This is a genomic window from Mucilaginibacter sp. P2_D11, from assembly GCF_056404435.1.
In genome coordinates this window covers 132,055-155,515 of the sequence record NZ_JBFUEA010000007.1, presented here as the reverse complement: position 1 = coordinate 155,515, position 23,461 = coordinate 132,055, and the positions used below count along the sequence as shown (strand labels likewise).

The window sequence follows — 23,461 nt, the reverse complement described above, 5'->3', positions numbered from 1 at the left end:
ATAAGCCACAGTCGTCATGTTGATTTATTTCAACACCCCATCATAAAAGTAGCCACGATGCTAAGCCGCCATTCATACCGGCCACCTGTCCTATGGGGTCCTGAAACAAGTTCAGGATGACGTTTGTGATTGTTTCGACATTCAAATTTTCAAACCCATCTCCATAACCGTTGTACAGTTATTATTCTGCTAACGCCAGTTTCTGAAGGAAGCCTTTCACCTTCTCCGTATCATAATTAGCCATGCCCTCATGCCTGAACACTATGGCACCTTCCTTATCAAATATCAAAGTGGTGGGCAGGTTGCCGCCGTACACGCTTTCGGGTACATCGCTTATTACCTCGTATAGCGGCAAATGATAATCGTACTTCGTCATAAATTGCGCGGCTTCTTTCAGCTTGCTATCGGCATCCACCGTTATGAAAACGATGTTGGTATCGGCCTTCAGTTTTTGGTGCAGGCTATTGAGCGAAGGCATCTCGGCGCGGCATGGCGGGCACCAGGTAGCCCAGAAGTTGAGCAGCACAACCTTTCCTTTTAATTGCTTCAAGCTGATGTCCTTGCCCGATGCATCGCGGAACGCGATATCGATACTGCTTTGTTTGGCCACCGGGGCTGCGGCACTTACATCTACCCTGAAAAGCCCCACGCCCATTAGACTGCGAATCAGCAAAGCCTTAGCCGATGGCACGAAAACCAATACCGCCAGGGCAACGATAATTAGCGCGTTGAGAATGTTACCTGTTGTAAATAGTTTATTACCGGTGGCTTTATCGGGCATTTCGGCTGGATTTTTCATGATGCTGAACATACGGGCAAGGCGCATTTATCCGCCTGATTGTGCCGGTAAAGGTACGCGAGAACAGATACTTGAGCAAAAGATAATCGACAATTAAACCGCCGCCGGTAACTACGCTGTTGTGCCTGCCACCTTTTTAACAGCCTTATCCCTCATGAATATTACCGACATCAAGGCCCCCATAAAACCCAGCCCGGCAGATATCCTCATGATTTTGGCATAAGCACTGATGAAGCCTTCGTGGTAAGCCTGTTCGATGCGTTTTTTATCAGCAGCGGCTACCGTGGCCGGTACCTTGGCGTTGCCGAGGTTTTTGGCGGCGGTTACTACCTCCTGCCTTTCCTGCGTTTTCAGCGGGATGTTTTTTATCTCTTTTTCCAGCGCAGCTGAAAAGAACAGCACCGCCAGCGCGCCAAATATCGCGTTGGCAAAAACATTGGCAATGCGTGTAATGGCATTGTTTACGCCAGATGCCGTGCCCGAGTGATGGTCATCTACCGAACCCATTACCGATGCCGTGAGCGGCGCCACCGTGAACGACATGCCCAGCCCGAACACCAATACGCCCGGTAAAAAACTGGTCAAGTAATCGGCAGGGCCATTGGTTTGTTTCACGAACGACAGGATAAGCAGGCCCGCACCAGCGGTTGCCGGCCCGGCAATGAGCAACAAGCGCGGACCATGCTTATCTGCCAGTGCACCCGCAAAGCGGGCAAGCGTAATCATCATTAAAGTGAAAGGCAGAAACGTAAGGCCCGATTGCAACTGCGTATAGCCCTGCACCTGCACCATATTCAGCGACAAGAAAAGCATGCCTGCGCCCAAACCCGCGTAAAGGAAAAACGTAAGCAAATTTGCCCCGCTAAACGTAAGATTCTTAAATAGCTGCAAAGGCATCATGGGATGCTTGCTGTTTTTTTCGATAAGGATGAAAGCCGCCAGCAATACAACACCCAAAGCCAGGGCGGCATCAACCTGCCAGGTGAAACCCGCGGCAGGTATGCGCAAAAAACCAAAAGTGAGTGCCGCCAACCCAAGCGCTATGGTTATTGCACCGGCAAAGTCGAGCGGCTGCTTGTTATCCTCGTCGCGGCTTTCCTTAACTTTCAGGGCCAGGAAGATTAGGGCGGCTACGCCTATGGGGATGTTGATGAAAAATATATACCGCCACAAACCGGCATCGGCCAGGGCGCCGCCTAATATCGGCCCGCCCATGGTAACCACCGTGGTAACCGCCGACCATGTGCCGATGGCTTTGCCACGCTCTTTTGGGTTGATGGAGGATGATATCAGCGATAAACTCCCCGGAATCATGAGCGCGCCACCCACACCCTGCACCATCCTGAACAATATAAGGAAGGTAACGCTGGGTGCCAGTCCGCAGGCCGCCGACCCGGCGATAAAGATGGCGATACCTATCATGAAAATCTTCTTGCGGCCCAGCCTATCGCCCAGGGAGCCCCCGATGAGGATAAGCGCCGCCAATACCAGCAGGTAAGCGTTCAGTATCCAAAACAGACTGGCACCGCTGGCACCAAGGCTTTGCTGCAGCGCGGGCAAAACTACGTTAAGGGCCGTACCATCGATAAACGCCATAGCCGAAGCAAGTATGGCCGATGCCATAATCCATTTACCTTCGGTACTTTTTAACGCTACTGTAGCCATGTGGTTGATTGGCTTTGGATATGTAGTACAAAGGTAAGCTATAAAGGTTTGGAAAAAGCCGCGTGCCGCTAATCCAAATGCACGTCCCAAACCACGGATTGCTCCACCAAAGCAGGGTCGTGCGAGCAGATGAAGATGCCAATAATCCCATAAAAAAAGCCCGCGACAACAGGAGCTTCCTGTTATCGCGGGCTAATGATATATCACCGTGTTTTAGTTTATCCTGCGGATAAGGTTGTTGCCAAAATCGGCTACGTAAACATTGCCGCCTGTACCTGCCGCAATACCTGTAGGGCCATTGAATACAGCAACCGTACCCGAGCCATCGGTAGAACCCGAACCGCCCGATACACCGGCCATAACGATGAGTTTTTTATTCGCGCCAATTTTGATGATGCGCCTGTTGCCATCGCATATCCAGAAATTGCCCGACCCATCTATACTCAGCGAATTTGGCGCACCTAACAAAGCCGAAATAGCAGTACCACTTGTTGAGCCGCCTGCAAAGGTAGTTACCAGCATATCTGCATCAATTTTGCGGATGTCGTTATTAAGCGGCTCGGCCACATAGATATTGCCGGTGGCATCCAGCGCTATGCCTGTTGGTTTGTTGAAGTTGGTTGCGGTGCCCGTACCGTTGGCGTAGCCGGTGGTACGGCTGCCCGCTATGGTAGTAACCACGCCTGTTGCGGTAATTTTGCGAATAAGGTTATTGCCATAGTCGGCCACGTAAACGTTGCCATTGGCATCTACAGCCACGCCCCTTGGCGTGTTGAAAGTTGCTGCTGCGCCTGTGCCATCGGCATAGCCGGCATCGCCGCTGCCGGCGAGGGTAGTTACCGTGCCCGTCGGCGTTACCTTACGGATGGCATTGTTGCCACGATCGGCTACGTAAACGTTGCCTGCTGCGTCAACCGCCAGGCCCGATGGCGAATAGAACTGCGCGGTTTCGGCATTTCCGTCAACCAAACCCAGGTTGCCGTTACCTGCAAGGGTTGTAACCTTCCCATCGGTAGTTATTTTGCGAATGGCCGAATTATACGAATCGGCTACATACACGTTGCCCGCCACATCGGTAGCAACGCCCATCGGATCCTGGAACAAAGCAGCGGTACCCATACCATCCAGGAAACCGCCTGCGGTTGCGCCGGCAAAGGTGCTTACCTGCCCGGTGGTGGTGCTTTGGTCGCTGCCGGTGTTAAACTGTATTGCTGCTCCGTAAGCTGTTGCGTTCAAATAAGTGGCATAGGCCCGCAAATAGTAGGTAGTGTTTGGCGTAAGGCCGGTAATACTGCTGGCATAGGTGCCGTAGTTAACTGTTTCGGAAGTTTTGGTGTCGGCTACGGTGGGTTGTTGATTGCTGCTGCTGTAGCAAACGCCATAAGCCGTAGCCGTGCCTGTGGATAAAAAACCGCCGCTTGTAGCGCCGGTGCCGGCGGCGTTTACGATTACCGCGCTGGTAATTACTGTGGGTGCCGTACCCGTATCTTCGCTGCTTTTGGTGCAGGCACTTAATACGGCAATAAGGATAATGGAAAAAATGGAAGGGAAGGTAAGTGTGCGTTTCATGGGTTGCAGTAATATGCGTTTTAAGCGGTAAATAAAACGCATTACGGCTGCTTGCCCGGTTATGTAACGGCTAAGCCCTGTTTTGTATCGATTAACAAGTCATCTGCCACAAACACAGTGCATAAATCTCTTTACAAAAACGACCGCACCTTTATCAATTCGCCCAACACCCTGAAACTTTTATCAACTGTATCATCATATGGCATACCGAAACTGATGCGGATAAAGTTGGCAAAGCGCCCATCGGTACTGAAAATTTGCCCCGGTGCTATGCTGATGTTGTGCTGCATAGCAGCCTTGTACAGTTCGAATGCATTGATGCTTTTATCAAGTTCTATCCATAAGGCATAACCGCCCTGGGGCCTGCTTATTTTGGTATCGGGCGGGAAGTGGGCGGCTATGCCCTGCATATACCGCAGGCATTGGGTATATAATGCGCGGCGCAGGTTGCGCATATGCAAATCGTATCTGCCTGCCTCAAAAAAATGGGCTATAGCGGCCTGCGTTGGCGTAGCCGAACTGATGGTATGCATCATTTTGATGTTAATAATCTGCTCCTTGAACCTGCCGGGGATGCACCAGCCCACCCGATAACCCGGTGCCAGCGATTTGGAGACCGATGAGCACAGCATCACCCAGCCATCGGTATCGAAACTTTTGCAGGTGTGCGGCCGGGTTTTGCCAAAGTATATCTCGCCGTAAATATCATCTTCTATCAATGGCACCTGCCGCCGGGTAAGCAGGGCAACCAGTTGGCGTTTGCGTTCATCGGGCATGCAACTGCCCACGGGGTTGCTAAAATTGGTAACGAAAAGGCAGGCTTTGATCGGCACCCTATCTATCGCCAGCTCCAGATAGGCAATATCCAAACCCGTCTCCGGCGACACGGGTATCTCCAGCACTTTCAAATCGAGGCTGAGCATTACGTTGAATATACCGAAGTAGGTTGGGCTTTCAATGGCGACGGTATCGCCCGGTTTGGTAACGGCCCGCAGGCAAAACACCAGGGCTTCCATGCAGCCCTGCGTGGTTACCACATCTTCGCCGGTGATGTTGCCGCCCCAATTGAAGGCGTTTTTGGCTATTTGATTGCGCAGCGAAATGTTGCCTTGCAGATGCTCGTAATTGCTGTTGCCGCTAGGGCTTTTTCGGATAGCCTCTATCATCGATTTATTGAGCTTGGCCAGCGGGATGAGCTCCATAGCCGGTGAGGCGCGCGATAGCTTCAGCACGCTTTCTTCGGGCATGTTCTGGTACACAGTGGCTATCATTTCGGCAACGGTTGTTTGGCCGGTGCTTTTAAGCGGAGGCTTTACAGCAGGCGATTTGCTGAACCGCGATGGCGAAAACTTAACGTAATAACCCGATTTTGGTCGCGCTTCGATGATGCCCATGTTCTCCAGTTCCACATATGCTTTATACGCTGTGCTGATGCTGATGCCCTGCTCACGACTAAGCACCCGAACGGATAGCAGCTTATCACCGGGTTTCAGCAGGCCCTGTTTTACCTGCCGCTCAAAGCGGGCGGCAATCTGTGCGTACAAAAAATCATCATCGGGGATAGTGGTAGCGGCTTTCATCTACAAATTCTGTTATGCTCAAAATTAACAAATCTGCATCTGTTTTACTAAATACATATGCCTTTATTTTGTTGCATAATTATTAAGCGATGGAACTGGAATTGATAAATTACCGGCCCGAATATCAGCCCTACTTCGAAAAACTCAATAAGGCCTGGCTGGAGCAATATTTTACGGTAGAAGAACTGGACAAATGGGTGCTGGAGCATCCGCAGGAAGCTATCATTGACCGTGGCGGCGACGTCTATTTTGCCGCAGCTGGCGAAACAATTGTGGGTACCGTGGCGCTGCGCGTTATTGAAGAAGGCGTTTTTGAGATGACCAAGATGGCGGTGGATAGTACTTATCGCGGCGGCGGCGCGGGGCATTTTTTGTGCAAGTCGGCCATAGAAAAGGCGAGAGGACTCGGTGCGAAGAAACTTATCTTGTACTCGAACCGGATACTGGAGAATGCCATACACATTTACCGCAAGGCCAACTTTGTAGAGATACCCGTGGTGCCGGGCACCTATCAACGATCGGACATAATGATGGAGATCAACTTCAAAGATTAAATTAAGCACGCAAACACCATGACAACAACTGCATTGACACCTGACGAAATACAGCAATTCCGTGCCGAAACAAACGGCACAGCCAAAGTGATACACTTTAATAATGCAGGCTCATCCCTGCCGCCGGATGTAGTTACCGATACCGTTATAGCCTACCTGCGGGAGGAGGCTACCTACGGCGGTTATGAAACCGAAGCTAAATATCAGTCGCAATTGGATAACACTTACGATTTAATTGCCCGCCTGATAAACGCCGGCCGCGATGAGGTGGCCATAGTAGAAAGCGCCAGCGTTGGTTGGGGGCTGGTGTTCAACGGCATCGATTTTAAGCCGGGCGATGAGATCATCACCTCGGAGATGGAGTACGTTACCAACCTGATGGGCTTTTTGAATGCCAAAAAGAACCACGGCGTAGTATTCAAGGTAGTCCCGAACGACGAGAATGGAAATTTCTCGATGCAAGGGTTGGAGTATGCCATTACGGCCAAAACAAAATTGATTGCTATTACGCAGGTACCATCAACCGCTGGCGGGATGATCCCTGTGGCCGAAATTGGCAAGATAGCCCGCAAACACGGGATACTATACCTGGTGGATGCCTGCCAAAGTGCCGGGCAATTGCCGGTAGATGTGGAAGAGATTGGCTGCGATATGTTATCGGTAACCGGGCGTAAATACCTGCGTGCACCGCGCGGAACAGGCTTTTTGTATGTGCGCAAAGCCGTGCAGGACCAGCTGAAACTGATATTGATAGATAGCCATAGCGCCGATTGGGTAAGCGAAACCGAATTTAAGGCACGCAACGATGCCAAACGGTTCGAGCTTTACGAGAAGAACCGAGCACTTACGCTCGGCCTGGGAAAGGCCATAGAATACGCGCTGAATATTGGCATCGACCGTATATGGCAACGCATACAATACCTGGCCGATACCATGCGCAACAGCTTACAGGAAATAGAAGGCGTTACCGTGCACGATTTTGGGCCACAGCAATGCGGGATAGTTACTTTTTCTGTAGCGGGCTTAGATGGCGCAGCCGTAAAAAGCAAGCTGAAAGAAAGGGGTATCAATGTATCCTTAGCCAAGGCTATCTCCACCCTTATTTATATGAATAAGAACCACCTGGAGGGCATCGTACGGGCGTCCGTACATTATTACAATACCGAAGAGGAAATTGAAGCATTGTGCGTGGCGCTTAAGAGCATCAGATAGTTCGCACTCAGGTAAGGTTCAGCGTGAACCTTACCTTATTCAACCCTTTGGCCTGATTCCGTTTATAAAAGCGGATAGCCGGTTCGTTAAAATCGGGCGTTTGCCATTGTATGTTGATGCAGCCGCGTGCTATGGCAATCTCCCTTAGCAGGTTGATGATTTGCTCGCCTATTTTTTGCCCTCTTGCTTCTTCTACCAAAAACAAGCAATCGAGGTACATAAATTCGGCGGCATCCCAGGTAGAATAATCAAAGGTGCAGGTGGCGTAGCCAATAAGCTCGCCGCCTTGCTCCACGACCAAACCGTGCAGGCGTTTGCTCACGAATAAGGCATCCGCCAGTCGCTCTGCTTTCCCATCCTGCTTGTAGGATGCCTTTTCGTATTCGGCGTGGGCAGCTATCAAAGGCATCAATTGGGGGATGTCGGTAGGTTGTGCTTCGCGTATTTTGTATCCCATGGCTACTTTATCAGTTCCTGCTTCAGGTTATCTATAAACTCCAGTATATGTTTCTTGTGGCTGTCCTCGTGCCTAATGGCGGCGTAGTGCGTGCGTATAAGCCCCTTCGCGCCGATGCGCACTAACGTAAATGCATCAGATGCAGCAAAGGGTTTCAGCGCCCAAACGGGCATGGTCATGATACCCATGCCGGCTTTCACCATTTCCAGCGCCACCTCGGTTAGCGGGATGGCCATTATTTCGCCGGGCTGCACTTTCGTTTCCTTTAAAAAATGCTGGTACACCGTCACCGTTTCTAACGGATAGGAATGGATTATCAATACTTCTTTGGCAATGTCGTCCGCAGTAAGGTATTTCTTGGTGCTCAAGGCATGCCCTGCAGGCACAACCGCCATTACCTCATCCTTAAACAGTTCGATATAGCGTATGCTCTTATCGTTGAGCGGGTCGGAAGTGATGCCTACATCCAGCTCGTTGTCCAGTAATTTTTGTAGTGGCCTGTGCGTGGCCTCCATCACAATCTTTACGTTGAGCTTTGGATAGAGCAGTTTCATCTTCACCATAAAAGCCGGCAGCCAATGGTAGCTGGTGTAGCATTCTGTACTAATGCGGATATCGCCTGTATGGCCCATACGCAGGTCATTCAGTTTGGCGTTGGCTTGTTCTAGCTCATCCAAAACCCGGGTGGCGGTATCGTATAAAATCTTACCCTCATCGGTCAGTATCCATTGGTTTTTGGTGCGGTAAAATATCTTCACCCCCATGCGCTCCTCAATATCCCTCAGCTGGTGGCTAACTGCCGATTGCGTAAGGAATAATTTAGGTAAGGATTTGCTGATGCCCTTTTCATCGGCAATGGTTTTTATCAGTTTAAGATGCCTCACGTCCATAAGGTAAAGTTACCTATTTGCGGGGCTTATTATACATGCAGATTGCTCATGTGCACTTGCGCCAATCCTCATACAAATGCATCGCCCTGCTACCCTACTTTTGGATCATCAAAACACATAAGACATGACAGCAATCGATCACTACCAAAACAAATTAGCTTACGAAATGGATCCATCCGACTTGTTCGATGCACTGGAGGCCGGGCAGCCGGTTGTCGTAATTGATGCCCGTAAAAACTTTGCCTACGAGCGCGAACGCATTCCCGGAGCCATCAACCTGCCGCATCGGGAGATGAATGCCGATACCACCGCCGGGTTCGATAAAACGAAATTGTATATCACCTACTGCGGCGGCATCGGCTGTAATGCATCTACCCGCGGTGCTTTAAACTTAGCAAAGCTGGGCTTCGACGTAAGGGAGCTTATCGGCGGCATAGAGTGGTGGAAATTCGACGGTTACGAAACCGGGGGCACGCAGGCAAGCGCCGGCTTAGCCATCAAATGCGCTTGCTGATACATCGCATGACGATTTGACGCGCCATTAACTTAACGGTTTTTTAACATCCGCTTTAAATAACTATTTTTGAGGCCCGATGTTAAAAAGCCTTTTTAGTTTTTGCCGATTCCTGATTTTTTGGATAGTATTCGCCTTTATTACCCGGGCGGTATTCGAGGTATATTTTCACGAGAAGTTTGAGGGAAGCACCACCTGGGATATTATCCAGACTTTCATTTACGGCTTACGCATGGATGCTTCTATGGCCGGGTATATCGCGCTGATTCCTTTATTGGTGTTCGGGTTTAACTGGTTTACCAACTATCATATCAAACCCATTTGGTTGCGCGGGTACGTTTACTTCATGCTGTTTTTGACCTGCTTTATCACTATCCTCAACTTCAACATTTTCCGCGAATGGGGTACCAAGGTAAACTTTAGGGTATTTGCCAATGTGTATAATTCTCCCTCGGAGGCCATGGCATCTACCGGCTCCTCGCCTATCGGAATCAGCTTGTCCATTGGTGCGGTGCTACTTACTGTTGGCATCCTGCTCTCCCATTTTATCATCGATTATAATTTCAGGAAGCCTAAGGTTTCGATATGGGCGCGGCCTTTCATCTTCCTGCTGCTGTTTGGGATAAACTTTGTTGTAGTACGCAGTGGCCTGCAATTGGTGCCCATCAGCCAAAGCACGGTTTACTTTTCTGACAGACCCATTCTTAACCAGGGCGCGCTGAATACTGAGTGGAACCTACTGCAAAACACTTTCGAGAGCGTAAAAACGCAGGATAATCCCTACCTGTTTATGCCCGCCGCCCGCGCCACCGCATTGGTAGATAGCATGTACGCCGTGAAGAAAGACACCACTATCAATATCCTGACTACTGAGCGCCCCAACGTGGTTATCATCCAGTTGGAAAGCTTTACCGCAGACGTCATCGAATCCCTTGGCGGCGAAAAAGGCGATGCACCAAACTTTGAAAATTTCATCAAAAATGGCGTGTTGTTCGATAGTATTTACGCCGCAAGCGACCGTACCGACAAGGGCATTGTGGCCATTTTAAGCGCCTTCCCTTCGCAGGCGTCGCGTACCATGGTTATCGACAACTCCAAGCAGGAACACCTGCCGGCTATCAGCAACTCACTGATCAATCATGGCTATCACACCTCCTATTTTTACGGTGGAGATGCCAATTTCATGAATTTTAAAGCCTATCTGCTGAGCCATAATATTGATGGCATGATTGATAAATTCAGCTTTGAGGAAAAGGAGATGAACTCCAAATGGGGCGCGCATGACGATATCGTGCTGAAACGCAACGTAAAATACCTCAGCCAACAAAAAGAGCCATTCTTTAGCTATATACAAACGCTTAGCAACCACGAACCTTTTGAAGTGCCTACCCAACCGCATTTCCCCGGCGAGGATCTGCCCAACAAATTCCGCAGCACGGCTTATTATACCGATGCCAGTTTAAAGGAATACTTTGATGAAGCAAAGAAACAGCCCTGGTATAAAAACACCCTGTTCATTTTGGTTGCCGACCATGGCCATCGCCTGCCCCTAAACCATTCTGAACCCTACGAGCCGCGCAAATACCACATCCCTCTATTATTTTTTGGTGATGCTATAAAACCTGAATACCGTGGCAAGCATATTACCAAACTGGGTAACCAGGTGGATATTGCAACTACCCTGCTCACCCAAATGGGTCTGCCGCACAAGGAGTTCAAATGGTCTAAAAACTTGCTTAACCCGTACAGCAAGGAGTTTGCATTTTTTGACTGGGATAACGGCATGGGCTTTATGACGCCTGGGCAGGCGGTATCTTACGATAATGCAGGCCAACGGATAAATTACATCCAAAACCCCTCGGCACCCAAAGCGGAGACGGATGAAACATTGCTTTTAGGGAAGGCGTTTTTACAGGCAGTGTTTACGGAGTATATGAAGTTTTAAAAGGTTCTCTTTTTGTGAACCTTTCTGATTATATTTGTTTAAGGAATGAAAGTCCACCTTATCAAAAAACAAACGTTAGAAAATTTCGCGGCCCAGCATCCGAGAAGTAGAACTTCTTTGGAGGATTGGCTTGAGAAACTAAAGTTTGCCGATTGGGAAGAGCCAGGCGATATAAAATACACATTCAACACTGCTGATATTTTAGGCAAAAGCAGCAGCCGGATTGTTTTTGATATTGGTGGGAACAATTACAGGATGATATGTAAATTTATTTTCGGGGCAAAACAAGTTCATCTTTTTGTTTGCTGGATAGGAACACACGCCGAATACGATAAGGTTTGTAAACTAGGAAATCAATACACGATTAATCTTTACTAAATGGAAGCAGCAATAAAATACACTATCATTAAAAACGAGAGCCAGTACAACGATTATTGCAATCAACTGGAAGTATTATTGATGCAGGAGGAAGTCGAAACGCTCCAGGATGAAGTGGATTTATTAACATTATTGATAGGGAAGTACGATGAAGAGCACAACTCTTTTGCGGAAACCGACCCAATTAAATTGTTACTCTCGTTAATGGACGACCACCACTTAAAACCTCAGGATATGGTTATTATATTGGGCATTAGCAAGGGGTACGTATCGGATATCCTCCATTATAAAAAAGGACTCTCAAAAGAAGTTATCCGAAAATTGGCTGATTATTTTAAAGTGAGGCAGGAAGCTTTTAACCGCCCCTATAAACTGATATCCCCCATTAACGCTCATTTGCGTAATGCCAGCGTGATGAATACTACCAAAAAGCTAGCAGTCGCCAAAAGTTAAGCTAAAGATCTGACAACTTTTTAATAGTTGTCAGATCTAAGGACGGCCTATTTCAACGCCGCCAACCTTGCATAAGTCTCCAGCATGGCCGATTGGTCTATCAGGCTTTTTATCTTTTGTTTACCCAACAGGTTTTGCTTGTCGCGTTCGTATTTCCAAATATGCTCTGCATCCGCGATGATGAAGCTTAGCCGCGCCTTGTTTTTCTCTACTTTGTATAATTCGATGTAACCCCTTACCAGCACTGCATTGAACCAATAATTGCCGGGCAGTTTACCGTTGCGGAAGAAAACCTTCTCGGCACCGTTGGCCACGTTCACTGCATCGGCCAAGTATTTTTTGTCGTGAGTTATGTTGTAAAGGATAACGCCCGATTGCAGCATAGATCCGGCATTATAGGTATAAAGCGCCGAATCTATTTTCAACGAGGGCAGCCTGATGTTATCATAATAAACACCCTTTGGCGATAGCAGATTCTTCTTTGTCCAGTTGTAAACGGAGATTGCGGTATCTAAATAAGCCTTGTCGTTGGTGGCCTGGTAAAGGCGCAGGGCTACCAATACCCCCGGGCCGTTGGAGCAAGTGTTCTTTCCTTTTAAATTCCCTTCCTCCCAGTAAAAGCCGCCACCTGCAACCTTGTCGTGCCCGGTGAGCAGGAAACGGTAAATCAGCTTAGAGGTTTCCAGATATTCCTTTTTATGGGTGCGGGCATAAGCATCCATCAGTGCAATGGCTATCCATTCGTTATCATCGTAAAAGCGGGGGTCTATCTTTTCCTTTACCACCATGGCATGGTATGCCGGTGCGGGGCTGCGGTCGGAATAGTATTGATCTATCGCTTTCATCACCGGGGCAATGTATTGTTTGCCCGGTTCCAGTACCTCCATCTCATTAGCTGCCTGCAGCAAAGCGGTTAAGGGCCACAGGAAGGAATGGTTGCCTTTGTTGGCCTCCGCATTATTAGTTTCGAGGTACAGGTTTGCGCCTTTATCATAAAAGGTTTGATAAATGTTTTTATGTATAAGGCTGATGCGTTCTTTGTAATTGATAGTCTGCGCTACGGCACTAAACGCCATGGCACAGCCAAGTACCATTAATAATGATATTTTTTTCATAGGTGTGTTCTATTTATTAAGCCAGTAAGTGGGGCTTGGTTGTATAGGTTTCCCAAAGCAATTCACCAAACAAGGTGTTGGCCCAGGCAAACCATTTACGGGTGAATTTCTTTGCGTCGTCTTTATGGAACGATTCGTGCATAAAGCCGGTGCCGCCGTGTGTTTTGCGCAATTGTTCTATGGCGGCTTTTATCTCGGCATCATTACTGCTGGTTAATGCCAGCACGGTGATGCTTATCGGCCATATCATATCCTTGCCGGCATGCGGGCCGCCAATGCCTTCGCCTGCAACTCCTTTAAAAAAGAAAGGGTTATTGAGCGACCATAGCATTTTGCGGGTATTGATATAAACCGGGTCGGTGTTGTCTATGGCGTTCAGATAAGGCATGGCCAGTAAGCTCGGCACGTTGGCATCATCCATCAAATTAAAGCTGCCAAAACCGTTCACTTCGTAGGCGTACACCTTACCGTATTGCGGGGTATCTATCACGGCGTGTTTTCGCAGGCCACTATATACTTCGACTGACAAAGTCAGCAATTCGGTAGCTAAAGCATCGTCCTTCAATATCGCCCCCGCCATTTCCGAGGCTTGCTTTAAGCTGGTAACCGCGAAAAAGTTTGAAGGTATAAGATATGAATAAACCGTCGCATCATCGCTTGGGCGGAAGGAAGAGCAAATCAATCCAACCGGTTTTACCGGGTAGCCGTAACCGTTCATGGGCACGCCATCAGTAGCCCAGGAGGTATTGCGCTGGAACGAGTACGGCCCATCGTTATCCTTGCGTTGCTGCTCCTTAAAGGTTTTCAGTGTGCTTTGAATGGCCAGTTTCCAGTTAGCGTCAAAGGGGGAAGTATCACCTGTAAGCTTCCAGTATTTATAAGCTAAACGGATGGGATAACATAGCGAATCTATCTCCCATTTGCGTTCGTGCAGACCCGGTTTCATTTTGGTTACATCGTCTTTCCATTCGCCTACTTTATTAGGATCGTCGTAAAAAGCGTTGGCGTATGGGTCGCGCAGGATGCAGGTGGTTTGGCGGTTAATAACGCCCGCTACCAGGTTCTTCAGTTCGGCATCCTTGTTAATAAAAGCAATGTAAGGCCAAACCTGCGCGCTGCTATCGCGCAGCCACATGGCATCAATGTCGCCGGTTATCACATAGGTATCAGGCCTGCCATTAATGGTTTTATAGGTTACTGTGGAATCCAGCGTATTTGGGAAACAGTTCTCGAATAGCCAGCCCAGTTCGGGGTTCTTCACTTTGGCCTTGAATTCCTTTATTGCAGCTTCTACCGCTTTGCTGGTAAATTTACGCTCATTCGCAGGTACACGCACTACGGGGTAAGCATCTGCCGCAAAGGATAGCTTGTTGATGAATACGCCTGCGCCAAGCATGGCCGTGCTGCCAATAAATTGCCTTCTTTTCATATGTCGATAAAATAATTATTACGGTAATAAATCTTCCGGCAAATTAACTAAAAAGCCGGGAGATAAGGTCTGTATTTGAAATAAGGAACCTCCGCATCTCTCATTATAGCGATGGGTTTCAAACCCATCGCTATGGGGGAATTCTCCTTTTCGCATCGCTATGGCATAGGATTTTAAAATACCCCGGCAGCTTTCAGCCTTGCCGCGGCTTCTATCATAGTAAGCCCGCTTATTTGGGTGGTAAGGTCGATAGTGCCGGATGGTGCCGATTTCCAATCAGGGCTAACCGTCATGGCAGGCCGCCCGATGCCTTTAGTAAACAGCGTTTGCGCGTTGTATTTCAGGAATTTCACATAAGCATCCTTATTGGCAGGAGTAATGTCCGGGCTTTGTATCAGCAGGGTTAAATACCGTACCAATATCCCCTTGAACAAACCGCCATCGCCCTGCCCTTCAGAACGCAGCAGGCCGCCCGGCGAAATATCTGTATCCACGATGGTTGCGCTGGCGTTTCGGGTTGCATCGGCCAGGTAGCTTGCATCCTTGGTTGCGTTATACAATTCCAAAGCTGCGCCAATATAAACGCCTTGGTTATAGGTGAATTTGTTTTTGCTGATCTGCCCATCGTGGTTGCCGTTGATGCCATCCCATATAATGCCTGTTGACGGGTCTACCAACGTGGTTTTCATCCAGCTATATAATTCCTTTGCCAGGGTTAAGTCTGCCGCGTTGCCACTCAGTTTATATAACCGGCAGGCAAAAATAATGGCCGGTGCGTTTGCCGGGGTATTTTTATAATCCAGCTGGCTTTTGCGCCAGGCTATACCCCCACCCTGGTTTGCGTTTACGCCGGTTTTAATATCCGTCCACAATATGTTAGCGGCATCCAGGTAGTCGTTATCCTTTGTTGCATCGTAGGCGCGCAGGCTTGCCAGCGCCAGCCATTCCATATCGTCGTAATATTCGTTTTGGTATTTATTGCCATTGGTTATACGTGTACCGTTCAACAAGGATTTCATCCTTTGCTTGTAAATCTCGTTCTTGGTGCGCTCATAAGCATCGGTAAAAGCATCAAGCGTATGCGCCTGTGGCCAATAGTTGTAATTGGTATTGCCGCTATTGTCCTGTTTAAAGTAATTGCCGTTGGCCGATAGGTAGTTGGTGTAAGTAGCGGTTTGCAGCGAATCTGCCGTTTCGGCCCAAGTATAATTAATAACTGCTGCCGGCTTGTTGCCATATAGCGGGAAGGGCTTGTCCTTTAGGCAGGACGCAAGCATCAGTGGGATAAGGCCCGTCAGTGCCACTTTGCCTATATATTGTATATTGATCTTCATGTTGATTGATGTTAAGCCCTGCAAGCCATTTTGGGCTTTGCAGGGCTGCATAATACCTTTATTAATTAACCTTAACCGAGTGGGTGTAAGCGCCGGCGGCACCGCTAAAATCAACCTTAATATCTGCCGTTTTGTTATCAGCAGCACCGGTAAACTTAAAGCAGTAATCGTACTGCGAGCTATTTACAGGCACCATGTAAAAATACGATGGCGCGGTACCCGCATCCGGGCGGCTGTTATCAGAATTGGTACTGCCGTAGTATTGTGTGCTTGTTGCACCGGCTGCATCCTTAAACGTAAAGCGGAACTTGTAACGCTCGTCGCGCCCCCACGATTCCTGGTGGAACACTACCGATGCACCGTCAATTTCCCATACGCCGGCCGCTTTGTAGGGCAGGTCGAACCAGATCTTGTTATCTGCAGCAAACCATAAGCCTACCGATACAACCTCGGTTGTTTTAAAAGAGGCAACGTTAAAATCGACCTCTATCCGCTGCACTTTGGTAGCGCCTGCTACGGTAGTATTTCCACCTTCAGTAAGCTTGGTACCATCGTAAGAGAAGGTTGAAGGAGTGCCTGTGTTACGGTCGGCAAAGTGGTAGGTACCGGCTTTTAACGAGGTAAATGCCTCGAATTTGCCGGGAGCGGTCAGCTTTAATTTAATGGCTTTTGTAAGGTCGTCCCCGCCTTCGGTTGCTGTACCAGTAAGGTATAGCTCAGTAGGTATATCGGTAAAACCTGCCGGGCGCTGGATCTCCACGGTACGGATCTGGGCAGATTTTTGTACGTTGATGCCTTTTGACGACATCACCGTCCAGATAACTTTGCCCGATTCCTGTGGTTTTACGCCTGCGCTGGTGGCTATTTTGTTCAGGTCGCTAAAGCTGAGGCTTAATTTGTTGTATAAGCCGTTGCCGTCTGATGGCACCGAATAAAGCGGGTGCGAGAAATCGCCGCCTTCTTTATCAAAAGCAACTTCGTATAAAACCAAGCCGTTATCTTCTGCATGTGCCTGCTCCCACTCAAAGGAAACCGCGCCCGAAGCGCCTGAGGCTATCTTTACAAATTTGTTGTTCTCCGGAGCAAACAAGGTGCTCACTGCCGATACGTTTGTGTGGTTTAATGTTTTTTCTTTTTTGCAGCCCGATACCACCAACACAGCAACTATACAAGCCAAAAGGCTATAGAATGTCTTTTTCATGATCTTACAGATTATAAATGTTTTTATAAATAATTAAGAATTACCAACCCGGGTTTTGTGATAAATTAGGGTTAACGTTACGCTCATCGCGCGGGATAGGCCATAAGTACGCCTTGCTTTTATCAAAGCTGCGCAGGTTGGCACGGATGTACCCGTTATCAACCGATGCGGGGCCATATTTGGCGCCGTGTGCCCAACCGTTTAATACCACTTCGGCAATTTTCCACCTGCGGATATCAAACACCCTAAGCCCTTCCATAGCCAGTTCGCTGCGGCGCTCGTTGCGCACTATATCGCGCAGGGCGGTTTGCGCACCGCCGGGGAAGTTAAGCGCTGCCGCATCGGTAAAACCGGCGCGGTTGCGTATAGGCTTAATGGTTTTGTCCCAAACGCCCGCATCCATCTGGCCAAGTTCGTTTTTGGCCTCGGCATACATCAGCAGCACATCGGCATAGCGAATGAGGATAAGGTTTAAACCCGACTGGAAATTGGTAAGCGAGGTTGGGTCGTAATACTTACGGATGTAGTAGCCCGTTGGCGAACTAACAGCGCCCGAGGCATATTCATCCGGGCCGCGGCCGGTGTTGGCATCGGGGTTTGGGTCCGACCCCGGTTTGGTATAAATGGTTTGCAACGAGCCATCCGGTTTTTTCCATTTGTACAGGTTGTACACAATGGTGTTGGTTAAACGCGGATCGCGGTTTACATACGGGTTGTTCTCGTCGTATCCGCTTCCTGTTTCGCCCGGTTTTTTACCGTTGGCCATCAGGTAGCTATCCACCAATTCCTGCGTTGGGGCAAGTGCATTTAGCCTTGCGCCTACAGCCAGCGGTGCAAAATCAAAAAAGTTGCTGTACGATCGGTTTGGCGCGCCACCTACATACTGCAGATCCAGTATCACCTCGCTATTGTATTCGTTTTGCGGAAGAAACAGGCCTTCATAAGAATTAAACAAACCATAGGTGCCGTTGGCTGTCGAGCCGATCAGCTGCTCGCAGGTAGTTACAACGTCGGCCCAGCGGCTTTCGTACAACAATACCCGTGCTTTAAGCGCAATAGCAGCCCCTTTGGTTATGCGGCCACGGTCGGCGGCAGCGTAAGCAGTATTTACAGGCAATGCTGCTGCAACTTCGTCGAGCTCTTTCAGCACAAAATCTACTACCTGTGCTTTTGGCGTACGGCTAATAGTACGTGCCTCATCAAGCGTGATGTCTTTTTCAAAGAAAGGCACATCGCCAAACCAGGTTTCGAGCTGGAAGTAATGAAACGCGCGCATAAACCTTGCTTCGCCTTTCATGCGGGCTTTAAGCGCAGCATCCATGGATGTTACTTTGTCCACATTTTCTAAAAAGATATTGCAGGTTTTAATACCCTGGTAGTGGTTGTTCCATTCATCGCGCACACGCCCAAGCGAAGCATCATAAGTGCCTGCAGCAAGCGATGCTACACCACTGGCATCGCCGCGGCCGTTGTAAGCATTATCAGATGCCCCCTCGTTGTAAAAAAACCAATCGTTTGGGTACAGCTGCGCGTAAGCAGTATTTAAAAAAGTGGCGGCTTTTTCTGTAGTTGTCCAGTAATTTGCCTCGGTAAACCTGTTTGCCGGTGCCAACTCGAGTTTTTTACAGGCTGAAAGGAAAACGATCAGCATGATGAAAAACGCGGTTTTATTGTGATTTCTAATCTTTTTCATGATAACAATATTTATAACGTTACATCAATACCAAACCCGTAGTAAATTGGCGTAGGGTATGCCCTGCCGCTGTTTGCACCGTTTGCCCGTACACTTCCGCTTAGCTCGGTGCTTTCCGGATCAATGAATTTCATGCCCGAAAAAGTGAGGATATTTTGGCCGGTAACGTATGCCCTAACTTTGCGCATCCCAATTTTTTTGGCGATACCGCCGGGCAGCGTGTAGCCCAACTGTACATTTTTTACCCGCAGGTACGAGCCATTGAACAGGTACATATCCGAGCCGCGGCGAAAGTTGTTTTCGTTGCTTTGGCTGCCGTTTGCTGCCAAGCGCGGGTAACGTGCATCGGGGTTTTGCGGGGTCCAATAATCCAGCTGGTGCTGGTATATTACCTGCGAATACCCAAAGTGGAATGGCTCCACCTGCTCGCCGCGTACAAACATGGCGCGTTTACCCACACCCTGCATAAACACATTCAAATCGAACCATTTATAATTTACAGCATATGTAAAGCCAAATGTTAAGCGCGGAAAACCGTTGCCCAAAACAAACTTATCGTTATCATCCAGCACGCCGTCGCCATTAACATCTACATAGCGGTTATCGCCAGGCACGACGTTTAGGCCCGGGAATTTAGGGCCGTTGTTTACGTCATCTAAATTTTGGAAGTAGCCGTCCCTTTTGTACCCTACGTACGAGCCAATAGGCAAGCCAACCTTGTTGATGATCTGCATTTCGTCGTAGCTGTTCAACTGGTCGCCGCCTTCCAGGTACAGCACCTTGTTTTTAGAGTCGGCTACGTTAAAGGCAAACGAATGGTTGAAATTGCCGGTTTTAACACGGTAGTTTAAATTGAACTCCCAGCCTCGGTTTTGTACCCTGCCGGCATTGTAATCGGGCAGTGTAGGGGCGCCATAAACACCCGAAAAGGTGGGCCTCAATAAAATATCGCGGGTTATCTTGTTAAAATAATCAACCGAAACGGTTAATGCGTTATTTAAAAACGTTGCATCTATCCCTGCGTTGAAGGTGGCAGCCCTTTCCCAGCGGATATCCGGGTTGGCAAAATTGATTGCAGTAGTACCCACCACGCTGTTGTTGAAACCATAATAGGTGCTTGAGGATGCCTGGTAAGTGCTTTGATACTGGTAATCGCCCACGTTTTGGTTACCCAATATACCGTATGATGCGCGCAGTTTCAGGTCGCCTACCTTTTGGCGGTAGTTCTCCATAAAGCCCTCCTCGGTTAAGCGGTAACCACCGGAGATGGACGGGAAGAATGCATTGCGGTTTTGCTTCGCAAAACGCGAGGAAGCATCTATCCTGAAATCTACCTCGCCGTAATATTTGTTTTTGTAGGAGTAACTACCGCGGCCGAAAACCGAGTTGAGGCTGCTTTCCGTTGTCCGGTTATTGCTGTTGGCCGATGATGGGTCTATAATGGTCCCTGTTGTTGGCGTACCCAGCTCCGGGTCGGTAAATTTTAGGTGGACAAAGTTGCTGGTATTATTGGTGCTTTCGTTTGCCACACCAACCAGCACATCTACATTATGGTCTTTAGCGAAGGTTTTGGTGTACTGCGCAATAAACTGGGTGTTAATGAACAGGTTTTTATCGTTGTCGTCATCGGTGTTCCTGTCGGCACCGTAAGTGCCTTTTGGCAGGTAATTTACCTGTATAACCCGGTTAAACATGTGGTTGGCCAGTACGGTACCGCCAAATACGCCTTTTAGTTTAAAATCCTTAGTTATGGCCAATTCTGCGTTTAGGTTACCAAAAATATTGTCGTTATCGCGTTTGCGGTAGCCGCCTTTTTCCAAAATGCCCAGCGGGTTAAATTCCTGCAGTACATCGTTGGTAAGGTAGTTGCCGTTGGCATCCTGTATTTTATAATAGGTTGGCGTTCTGCCTGCATCTACAATAAGCGTACCCGTGCTGTACGAGTGTTCCTTAATTTCGGTACGGGCGTAGGCTAATATGCTTGTAAGTTTCAATTTGCCAAACTGCGTAGTTAAATTCATACGGTAGTTATAGCGCCTTAAACCATAGTCGGGGCCAACCAAATTGCTGCGCTGGTCTGTTACGCCGGCCGAAACCAGGTAAGTAGTGTTGCTGCTGCCGCCGCTTAAAGCCAGGTTATGGTTTTGCTGCACGGCATTTTTAAGGATAGCGTCTAAAAACCATTCGTTGTCGCCGCTTTGCTGGAAGGCGCGGATCTGGGCCGGGCTATAAATAGGCTGCAAACCCGCATTTACAACTGTTTCGTTCCGTAGGATGGCATTCTCGAAGCTATGCACCGGGCGGTAACCCACATGCGGCATTTGCACGCCGGCCTGCCCGTTGTAGGTTAATGCAGCTGCCGAATTGGCCTTGCCTTTTTTGGTGGTAATTAAAATTACGCCGTTAGCACTCCGCGAACCGTAGATGGCTGCACTACCCGCATCCTTCAGCACCGAAACGCTTTCTATATCCTGCGGGTTTAGCAGGTTAATGTCTCCACCGGTAATCCCATCAATAACCACAAGCGGGCTGTTGTTACCCAGGGTACTCACCCCGCGTATGTTGATGGTTTGATAAGCACCCGGTTCTGAACTGGTTTGCTGTATGGTTAAGTTGGGCAACGTACCCTGCAAGGCTTGCGTAAGGTTTACCGATGGCTTGCCTTCTATGGCAGCAGCCGAAACCTGGTCTACCGCGCCTATTACGTTCAAACGCTTTTGCGTGCCGTAACCAATCACGATGACTTCGTTCAGCGATGTACGCTCAGGCAGCAACTGGATACTTAATGTAGTTTGGCCGTTTAGCGGCACCTCTTTAGCGGTAAAGCCAATAAAGCTGAATACCAGCGTGCCGTTGGCATCGGGCGCATCTATGATAAAATTACCGTTTATATCCGTTACCGTGGCAATAGTAGTACCTTTTAAGCGTACGCTTACGCCCGGCAGAGGCAGGTTAGCATCATCAGTTACCTTACCGCTTATCTTGGCGAATTGCCTTGCGGGCCTGGCTGCGGCAGCATCGGCCTCGGTACGCTCGCTGATGACGATTACATCGTCGATAATTTTGTACGAGAGGTTAAATGGAGCTAAAACCTCATCCAGTACCTGTTTGATGGTTTTGTTGTTTACATTAATGCTTACCCTATAACTGGCTTTCAATACGTTATCTGCGTATGCAAACTTCACTTGCTTATCGGCAGAAATTTTATCCAGCACATCGATAAGCTTATCGTCTTTCAACTTAAGCGTTACCGGCTGCTCCAGGAATTTCTGGCCGAAAGAGTCGTTTGCGATGGCCGAGAGGCACATAAGGCAAACCACAAAACAGGCGAGCGAGGTAAATTTCATTAATATAAAAACATAACGAACTACTCCATTTGAAAATAGAGATATATTCATAAATTTGAAAAAATTAAAGTGTTTGAAATTCAAGTGTTTCGTTCTGAATTGGACCTCTAAACGCTGCACTTAATAATAACCCGGCATTTTAATCAACCCTGCTCAAATCCCTTTGGCCAGGGTTTTTTTATTTTTTATGTCATTGCTGTCTTCCTTGTTTTTGGGTGAACTGATAATTGGTTATCTCTCTCTTATACTGTTGGTTTAGTGTTTAGCAACCCTTACCTTTAAAATGATACGTCTGCCCCTCCTGCACCACTTTGCCCTTCACCAGCTTGGATATAATTACCATAATATTCTGCAACGATACGTTGGTAAAATTGGCCGATATGGTACATTTTACCAGGTTGGCATCTGCAATCATTTTTACGTTATAGCGGTGCTGCAGGGCGTTCAAAACTTCCTGCAAGGCCATGTTTTTAAACACCAGCCCGCCATCTTTCCAATCGGTTAAGGTGGCTGCATCAACCCCAGTGGTTTTTAGAGCAGTGTTATCTTTTTTATTAATGTACACCTCTTCGTCCGGCGTTAGGAAAACGGTTTGAGCAGGCTTGGTTTTATCCACAGCCGGTATAACACCCACCTTACCGCTGGTTACATCTACCTTCACGAAGGCATCTTCCGGGTAGGCCTTTATATTGAAGCTGGTGCCCAATACCTGCGTGCGTATAGCTCCGGTGTGCACAATGAACGCTTTTGCAGCATCATGTGCAACCTCCAGGTATGCCTCGCCTTCCAGAGTAACCTCACGCAAATTGCCGCGAAACTCGCTGGGGTAACTTAGCTTGCTGCCGCCGTTGAGCCAAATTTTGGTACCATCGGCCAGGGTATAATTCGCTACCTGCCCGTTGGCTGCGGTAAGCTGTTTGATTTGTATAGGGTATAAATAGTTGAGCAAATTATCGTGATACAAGGCAAGCACGGCAGATGAAAGCACGAGCAGCGTAACAGATGCCGCAACCACCCACCTGCGCGATGCAATGCGCCGCTGCGGCTGCGGCTGGTCAACAGCCGAAATAATGCGGCTATACACCCCCTCGCCGTCGAACTCCGAATCGTAATCCGCGGCCTTTTGCTGGTTTAGCTGCAAATCGTCAAAGTACTTTTCTACAAGTTTTTCCTGCTGCGAGTTATCGCCGGCCTGGTTACGTTTTTTCAAGAAGGTATGCTTTATTGGTGGTTTATATAGGTAAGATGCAATTGCGGCGGCTACCCCCTAAAGGATATGAAAATATTTTTTGGGGGAGGGATAAATAGTGCATCCGGTCTTAGCAT

At 48.4% G+C, this 23,461-nt stretch carries 19 protein-coding genes; 6 read left to right on the top strand and 13 right to left on the bottom strand.

Annotated features, from left to right (window positions below):
- Positions 1-181 precede the first annotated feature (181 nt).
- From AC1DXC_RS12850 to AC1DXC_RS12835, 4 genes are all read right to left on the bottom strand, one after another.
- Positions 182-799 carry a TlpA family protein disulfide reductase gene (locus tag AC1DXC_RS12850; RefSeq protein WP_477459546.1) on the bottom strand — a complete coding sequence of 206 codons (618 nt, stop codon included), beginning with the start codon at positions 797-799 and terminating at the stop codon, positions 182-184.
- A gap of 111 nt (positions 800-910) precedes the next feature.
- Positions 911-2,464, bottom strand: a complete 1,554-nt coding sequence (locus AC1DXC_RS12845) for an MFS transporter (protein WP_477459545.1) — start codon at positions 2,462-2,464, stop codon at positions 911-913.
- A 213-nt stretch (positions 2,465-2,677) separates the two neighbouring features.
- The gene (locus AC1DXC_RS12840; protein WP_477459544.1) at positions 2,678-4,033 is read right to left on the bottom strand and encodes an NHL repeat-containing protein; all 1,356 of its coding nucleotides are present in this window, start codon (positions 4,031-4,033) and stop codon (positions 2,678-2,680) included.
- Positions 4,034-4,164: 131 nt separating this feature from the next.
- A complete protein-coding gene (locus tag AC1DXC_RS12835) occupies positions 4,165-5,613 on the bottom strand; it encodes an aminotransferase-like domain-containing protein (RefSeq protein WP_477459543.1) in 1,449 nt (482 codons plus the stop codon).
- Between the two features lie 89 nt (positions 5,614-5,702).
- Between AC1DXC_RS12835 and AC1DXC_RS12830 the strand changes: the two genes are divergently transcribed.
- Positions 5,703-6,167, top strand: a complete 465-nt coding sequence (locus AC1DXC_RS12830; RefSeq protein WP_477459542.1) for a GNAT family N-acetyltransferase — start codon at positions 5,703-5,705, stop codon at positions 6,165-6,167.
- 18 nt (positions 6,168-6,185) lie between these two features.
- Positions 6,186-7,379, top strand: coding sequence for an aminotransferase class V-fold PLP-dependent enzyme (locus tag AC1DXC_RS12825; protein ID WP_477459541.1), 1,194 nt, complete (start codon positions 6,186-6,188; stop codon positions 7,377-7,379).
- Between the two features lie 7 nt (positions 7,380-7,386).
- Here the strand turns inward: AC1DXC_RS12825 and AC1DXC_RS12820 are convergent, their stop codons facing one another.
- Positions 7,387-7,836 (bottom strand): N-acetyltransferase family protein, encoded by a 450-nt coding sequence (locus AC1DXC_RS12820; protein WP_477459540.1) that lies wholly within the window; start codon positions 7,834-7,836, stop codon positions 7,387-7,389.
- Between the two features lie 2 nt (positions 7,837-7,838).
- Positions 7,839-8,726: a LysR family transcriptional regulator gene (locus AC1DXC_RS12815; RefSeq protein WP_477459539.1), complete on the bottom strand. Its 888-nt coding sequence runs from the start codon at positions 8,724-8,726 to the stop codon at positions 7,839-7,841.
- 124 nt (positions 8,727-8,850) lie between these two features.
- Here AC1DXC_RS12815 and AC1DXC_RS12810 point away from each other — a divergent pair, with 124 nt between their 5' ends.
- The 4 genes from AC1DXC_RS12810 to AC1DXC_RS12795 all read left to right on the top strand — a co-directional run bounded on the left by AC1DXC_RS12810 (position 8,851) and on the right by AC1DXC_RS12795 (position 12,016).
- Positions 8,851-9,240 (top strand): rhodanese-like domain-containing protein, encoded by a 390-nt coding sequence (locus AC1DXC_RS12810; RefSeq protein ID WP_477459538.1) that lies wholly within the window; start codon positions 8,851-8,853, stop codon positions 9,238-9,240.
- A 79-nt stretch (positions 9,241-9,319) separates the two neighbouring features.
- Positions 9,320-11,185 carry an LTA synthase family protein gene (locus AC1DXC_RS12805; RefSeq protein WP_477459537.1) on the top strand — a complete coding sequence of 622 codons (1,866 nt, stop codon included), beginning with the start codon at positions 9,320-9,322 and terminating at the stop codon, positions 11,183-11,185.
- A 45-nt stretch (positions 11,186-11,230) separates the two neighbouring features.
- Positions 11,231-11,563: a type II toxin-antitoxin system HigB family toxin gene (locus tag AC1DXC_RS12800; RefSeq protein ID WP_133230127.1), complete on the top strand. Its 333-nt coding sequence runs from the start codon at positions 11,231-11,233 to the stop codon at positions 11,561-11,563.
- A complete protein-coding gene (locus tag AC1DXC_RS12795; RefSeq protein WP_477459536.1) occupies positions 11,564-12,016 on the top strand; it encodes a helix-turn-helix domain-containing protein in 453 nt (150 codons plus the stop codon). It begins immediately after the preceding gene.
- Positions 12,017-12,063: 47 nt separating this feature from the next.
- On the opposite strand, the gene AC1DXC_RS12790 is transcribed toward AC1DXC_RS12795, so the two are convergent.
- The 7 genes from AC1DXC_RS12790 to AC1DXC_RS12760 form a co-directional block, all read right to left on the bottom strand.
- The gene (locus AC1DXC_RS12790) at positions 12,064-13,131 is read right to left on the bottom strand and encodes a glycoside hydrolase family 76 protein (protein WP_477459535.1); all 1,068 of its coding nucleotides are present in this window, start codon (positions 13,129-13,131) and stop codon (positions 12,064-12,066) included.
- Positions 13,132-13,147: 16 nt separating this feature from the next.
- The gene (locus AC1DXC_RS12785; RefSeq protein WP_477459534.1) at positions 13,148-14,560 is read right to left on the bottom strand and encodes a glycoside hydrolase family 125 protein; all 1,413 of its coding nucleotides are present in this window, start codon (positions 14,558-14,560) and stop codon (positions 13,148-13,150) included.
- Positions 14,561-14,733: 173 nt separating this feature from the next.
- Entirely contained in the window at positions 14,734-15,894 is a 1,161-nt protein-coding gene (locus tag AC1DXC_RS12780; RefSeq protein ID WP_477459533.1) for a glycoside hydrolase family 76 protein, read from the bottom strand.
- 61 nt (positions 15,895-15,955) lie between these two features.
- Positions 15,956-17,095, bottom strand: coding sequence for a SusE domain-containing protein (locus AC1DXC_RS12775; RefSeq protein WP_477459532.1), 1,140 nt, complete (start codon positions 17,093-17,095; stop codon positions 15,956-15,958).
- A gap of 40 nt (positions 17,096-17,135) precedes the next feature.
- Positions 17,136-18,788: a RagB/SusD family nutrient uptake outer membrane protein gene (locus AC1DXC_RS12770; protein WP_477459531.1), complete on the bottom strand. Its 1,653-nt coding sequence runs from the start codon at positions 18,786-18,788 to the stop codon at positions 17,136-17,138.
- An 11-nt stretch (positions 18,789-18,799) separates the two neighbouring features.
- Entirely contained in the window at positions 18,800-22,135 is a 3,336-nt protein-coding gene (locus AC1DXC_RS12765) for a TonB-dependent receptor (RefSeq protein WP_477459530.1), read from the bottom strand.
- A gap of 262 nt (positions 22,136-22,397) precedes the next feature.
- Complete coding sequence (locus AC1DXC_RS12760; RefSeq protein ID WP_477459529.1) at positions 22,398-23,345, bottom strand: FecR family protein; 948 nt, start codon at positions 23,343-23,345, stop codon at positions 22,398-22,400.
- Between the last annotated feature and the right edge of the window lie 116 nt (positions 23,346-23,461).

Excerpts from the sequence above, each read along its gene's own strand:
- AC1DXC_RS12820 (WP_477459540.1), bottom strand. The coding sequence starts at position 7,836 with ATGGGATACAAAATACGCGAAGCACAACCTACCGACATCCCCCAATTG.
- AC1DXC_RS12800 (WP_133230127.1), top strand. The coding sequence starts at position 11,231 with ATGAAAGTCCACCTTATCAAAAAACAAACGTTAGAAAATTTCGCGGCC.
- AC1DXC_RS12845 (WP_477459545.1), bottom strand. The coding sequence starts at position 2,464 with ATGGCTACAGTAGCGTTAAAAAGTACCGAAGGTAAATGGATTATGGCA.
- AC1DXC_RS12810 (WP_477459538.1), top strand. The coding sequence starts at position 8,851 with ATGACAGCAATCGATCACTACCAAAACAAATTAGCTTACGAAATGGAT.
- AC1DXC_RS12770 (WP_477459531.1), bottom strand. The coding sequence starts at position 18,788 with ATGAAAAAGATTAGAAATCACAATAAAACCGCGTTTTTCATCATGCTG.
- AC1DXC_RS12765 (WP_477459530.1), bottom strand. The coding sequence starts at position 22,135 with ATGAAATTTACCTCGCTCGCCTGTTTTGTGGTTTGCCTTATGTGCCTC.
- AC1DXC_RS12780 (WP_477459533.1), bottom strand. The coding sequence starts at position 15,894 with ATGAAGATCAATATACAATATATAGGCAAAGTGGCACTGACGGGCCTT.
- AC1DXC_RS12775 (WP_477459532.1), bottom strand. The coding sequence starts at position 17,095 with ATGAAAAAGACATTCTATAGCCTTTTGGCTTGTATAGTTGCTGTGTTG.
- AC1DXC_RS12790 (WP_477459535.1), bottom strand. The coding sequence starts at position 13,131 with ATGAAAAAAATATCATTATTAATGGTACTTGGCTGTGCCATGGCGTTT.
- AC1DXC_RS12805 (WP_477459537.1), top strand. The coding sequence starts at position 9,320 with ATGTTAAAAAGCCTTTTTAGTTTTTGCCGATTCCTGATTTTTTGGATA.
- AC1DXC_RS12785 (WP_477459534.1), bottom strand. The coding sequence starts at position 14,560 with ATGAAAAGAAGGCAATTTATTGGCAGCACGGCCATGCTTGGCGCAGGC.
- AC1DXC_RS12830 (WP_477459542.1), top strand. The coding sequence starts at position 5,703 with ATGGAACTGGAATTGATAAATTACCGGCCCGAATATCAGCCCTACTTC.
- AC1DXC_RS12840 (WP_477459544.1), bottom strand. The coding sequence starts at position 4,033 with ATGAAACGCACACTTACCTTCCCTTCCATTTTTTCCATTATCCTTATT.
- AC1DXC_RS12795 (WP_477459536.1), top strand. The coding sequence starts at position 11,564 with ATGGAAGCAGCAATAAAATACACTATCATTAAAAACGAGAGCCAGTAC.
- AC1DXC_RS12815 (WP_477459539.1), bottom strand. The coding sequence starts at position 8,726 with ATGGACGTGAGGCATCTTAAACTGATAAAAACCATTGCCGATGAAAAG.
- AC1DXC_RS12850 (WP_477459546.1), bottom strand. The coding sequence starts at position 799 with ATGAAAAATCCAGCCGAAATGCCCGATAAAGCCACCGGTAATAAACTA.
- AC1DXC_RS12835 (WP_477459543.1), bottom strand. The coding sequence starts at position 5,613 with ATGAAAGCCGCTACCACTATCCCCGATGATGATTTTTTGTACGCACAG.
- AC1DXC_RS12825 (WP_477459541.1), top strand. The coding sequence starts at position 6,186 with ATGACAACAACTGCATTGACACCTGACGAAATACAGCAATTCCGTGCC.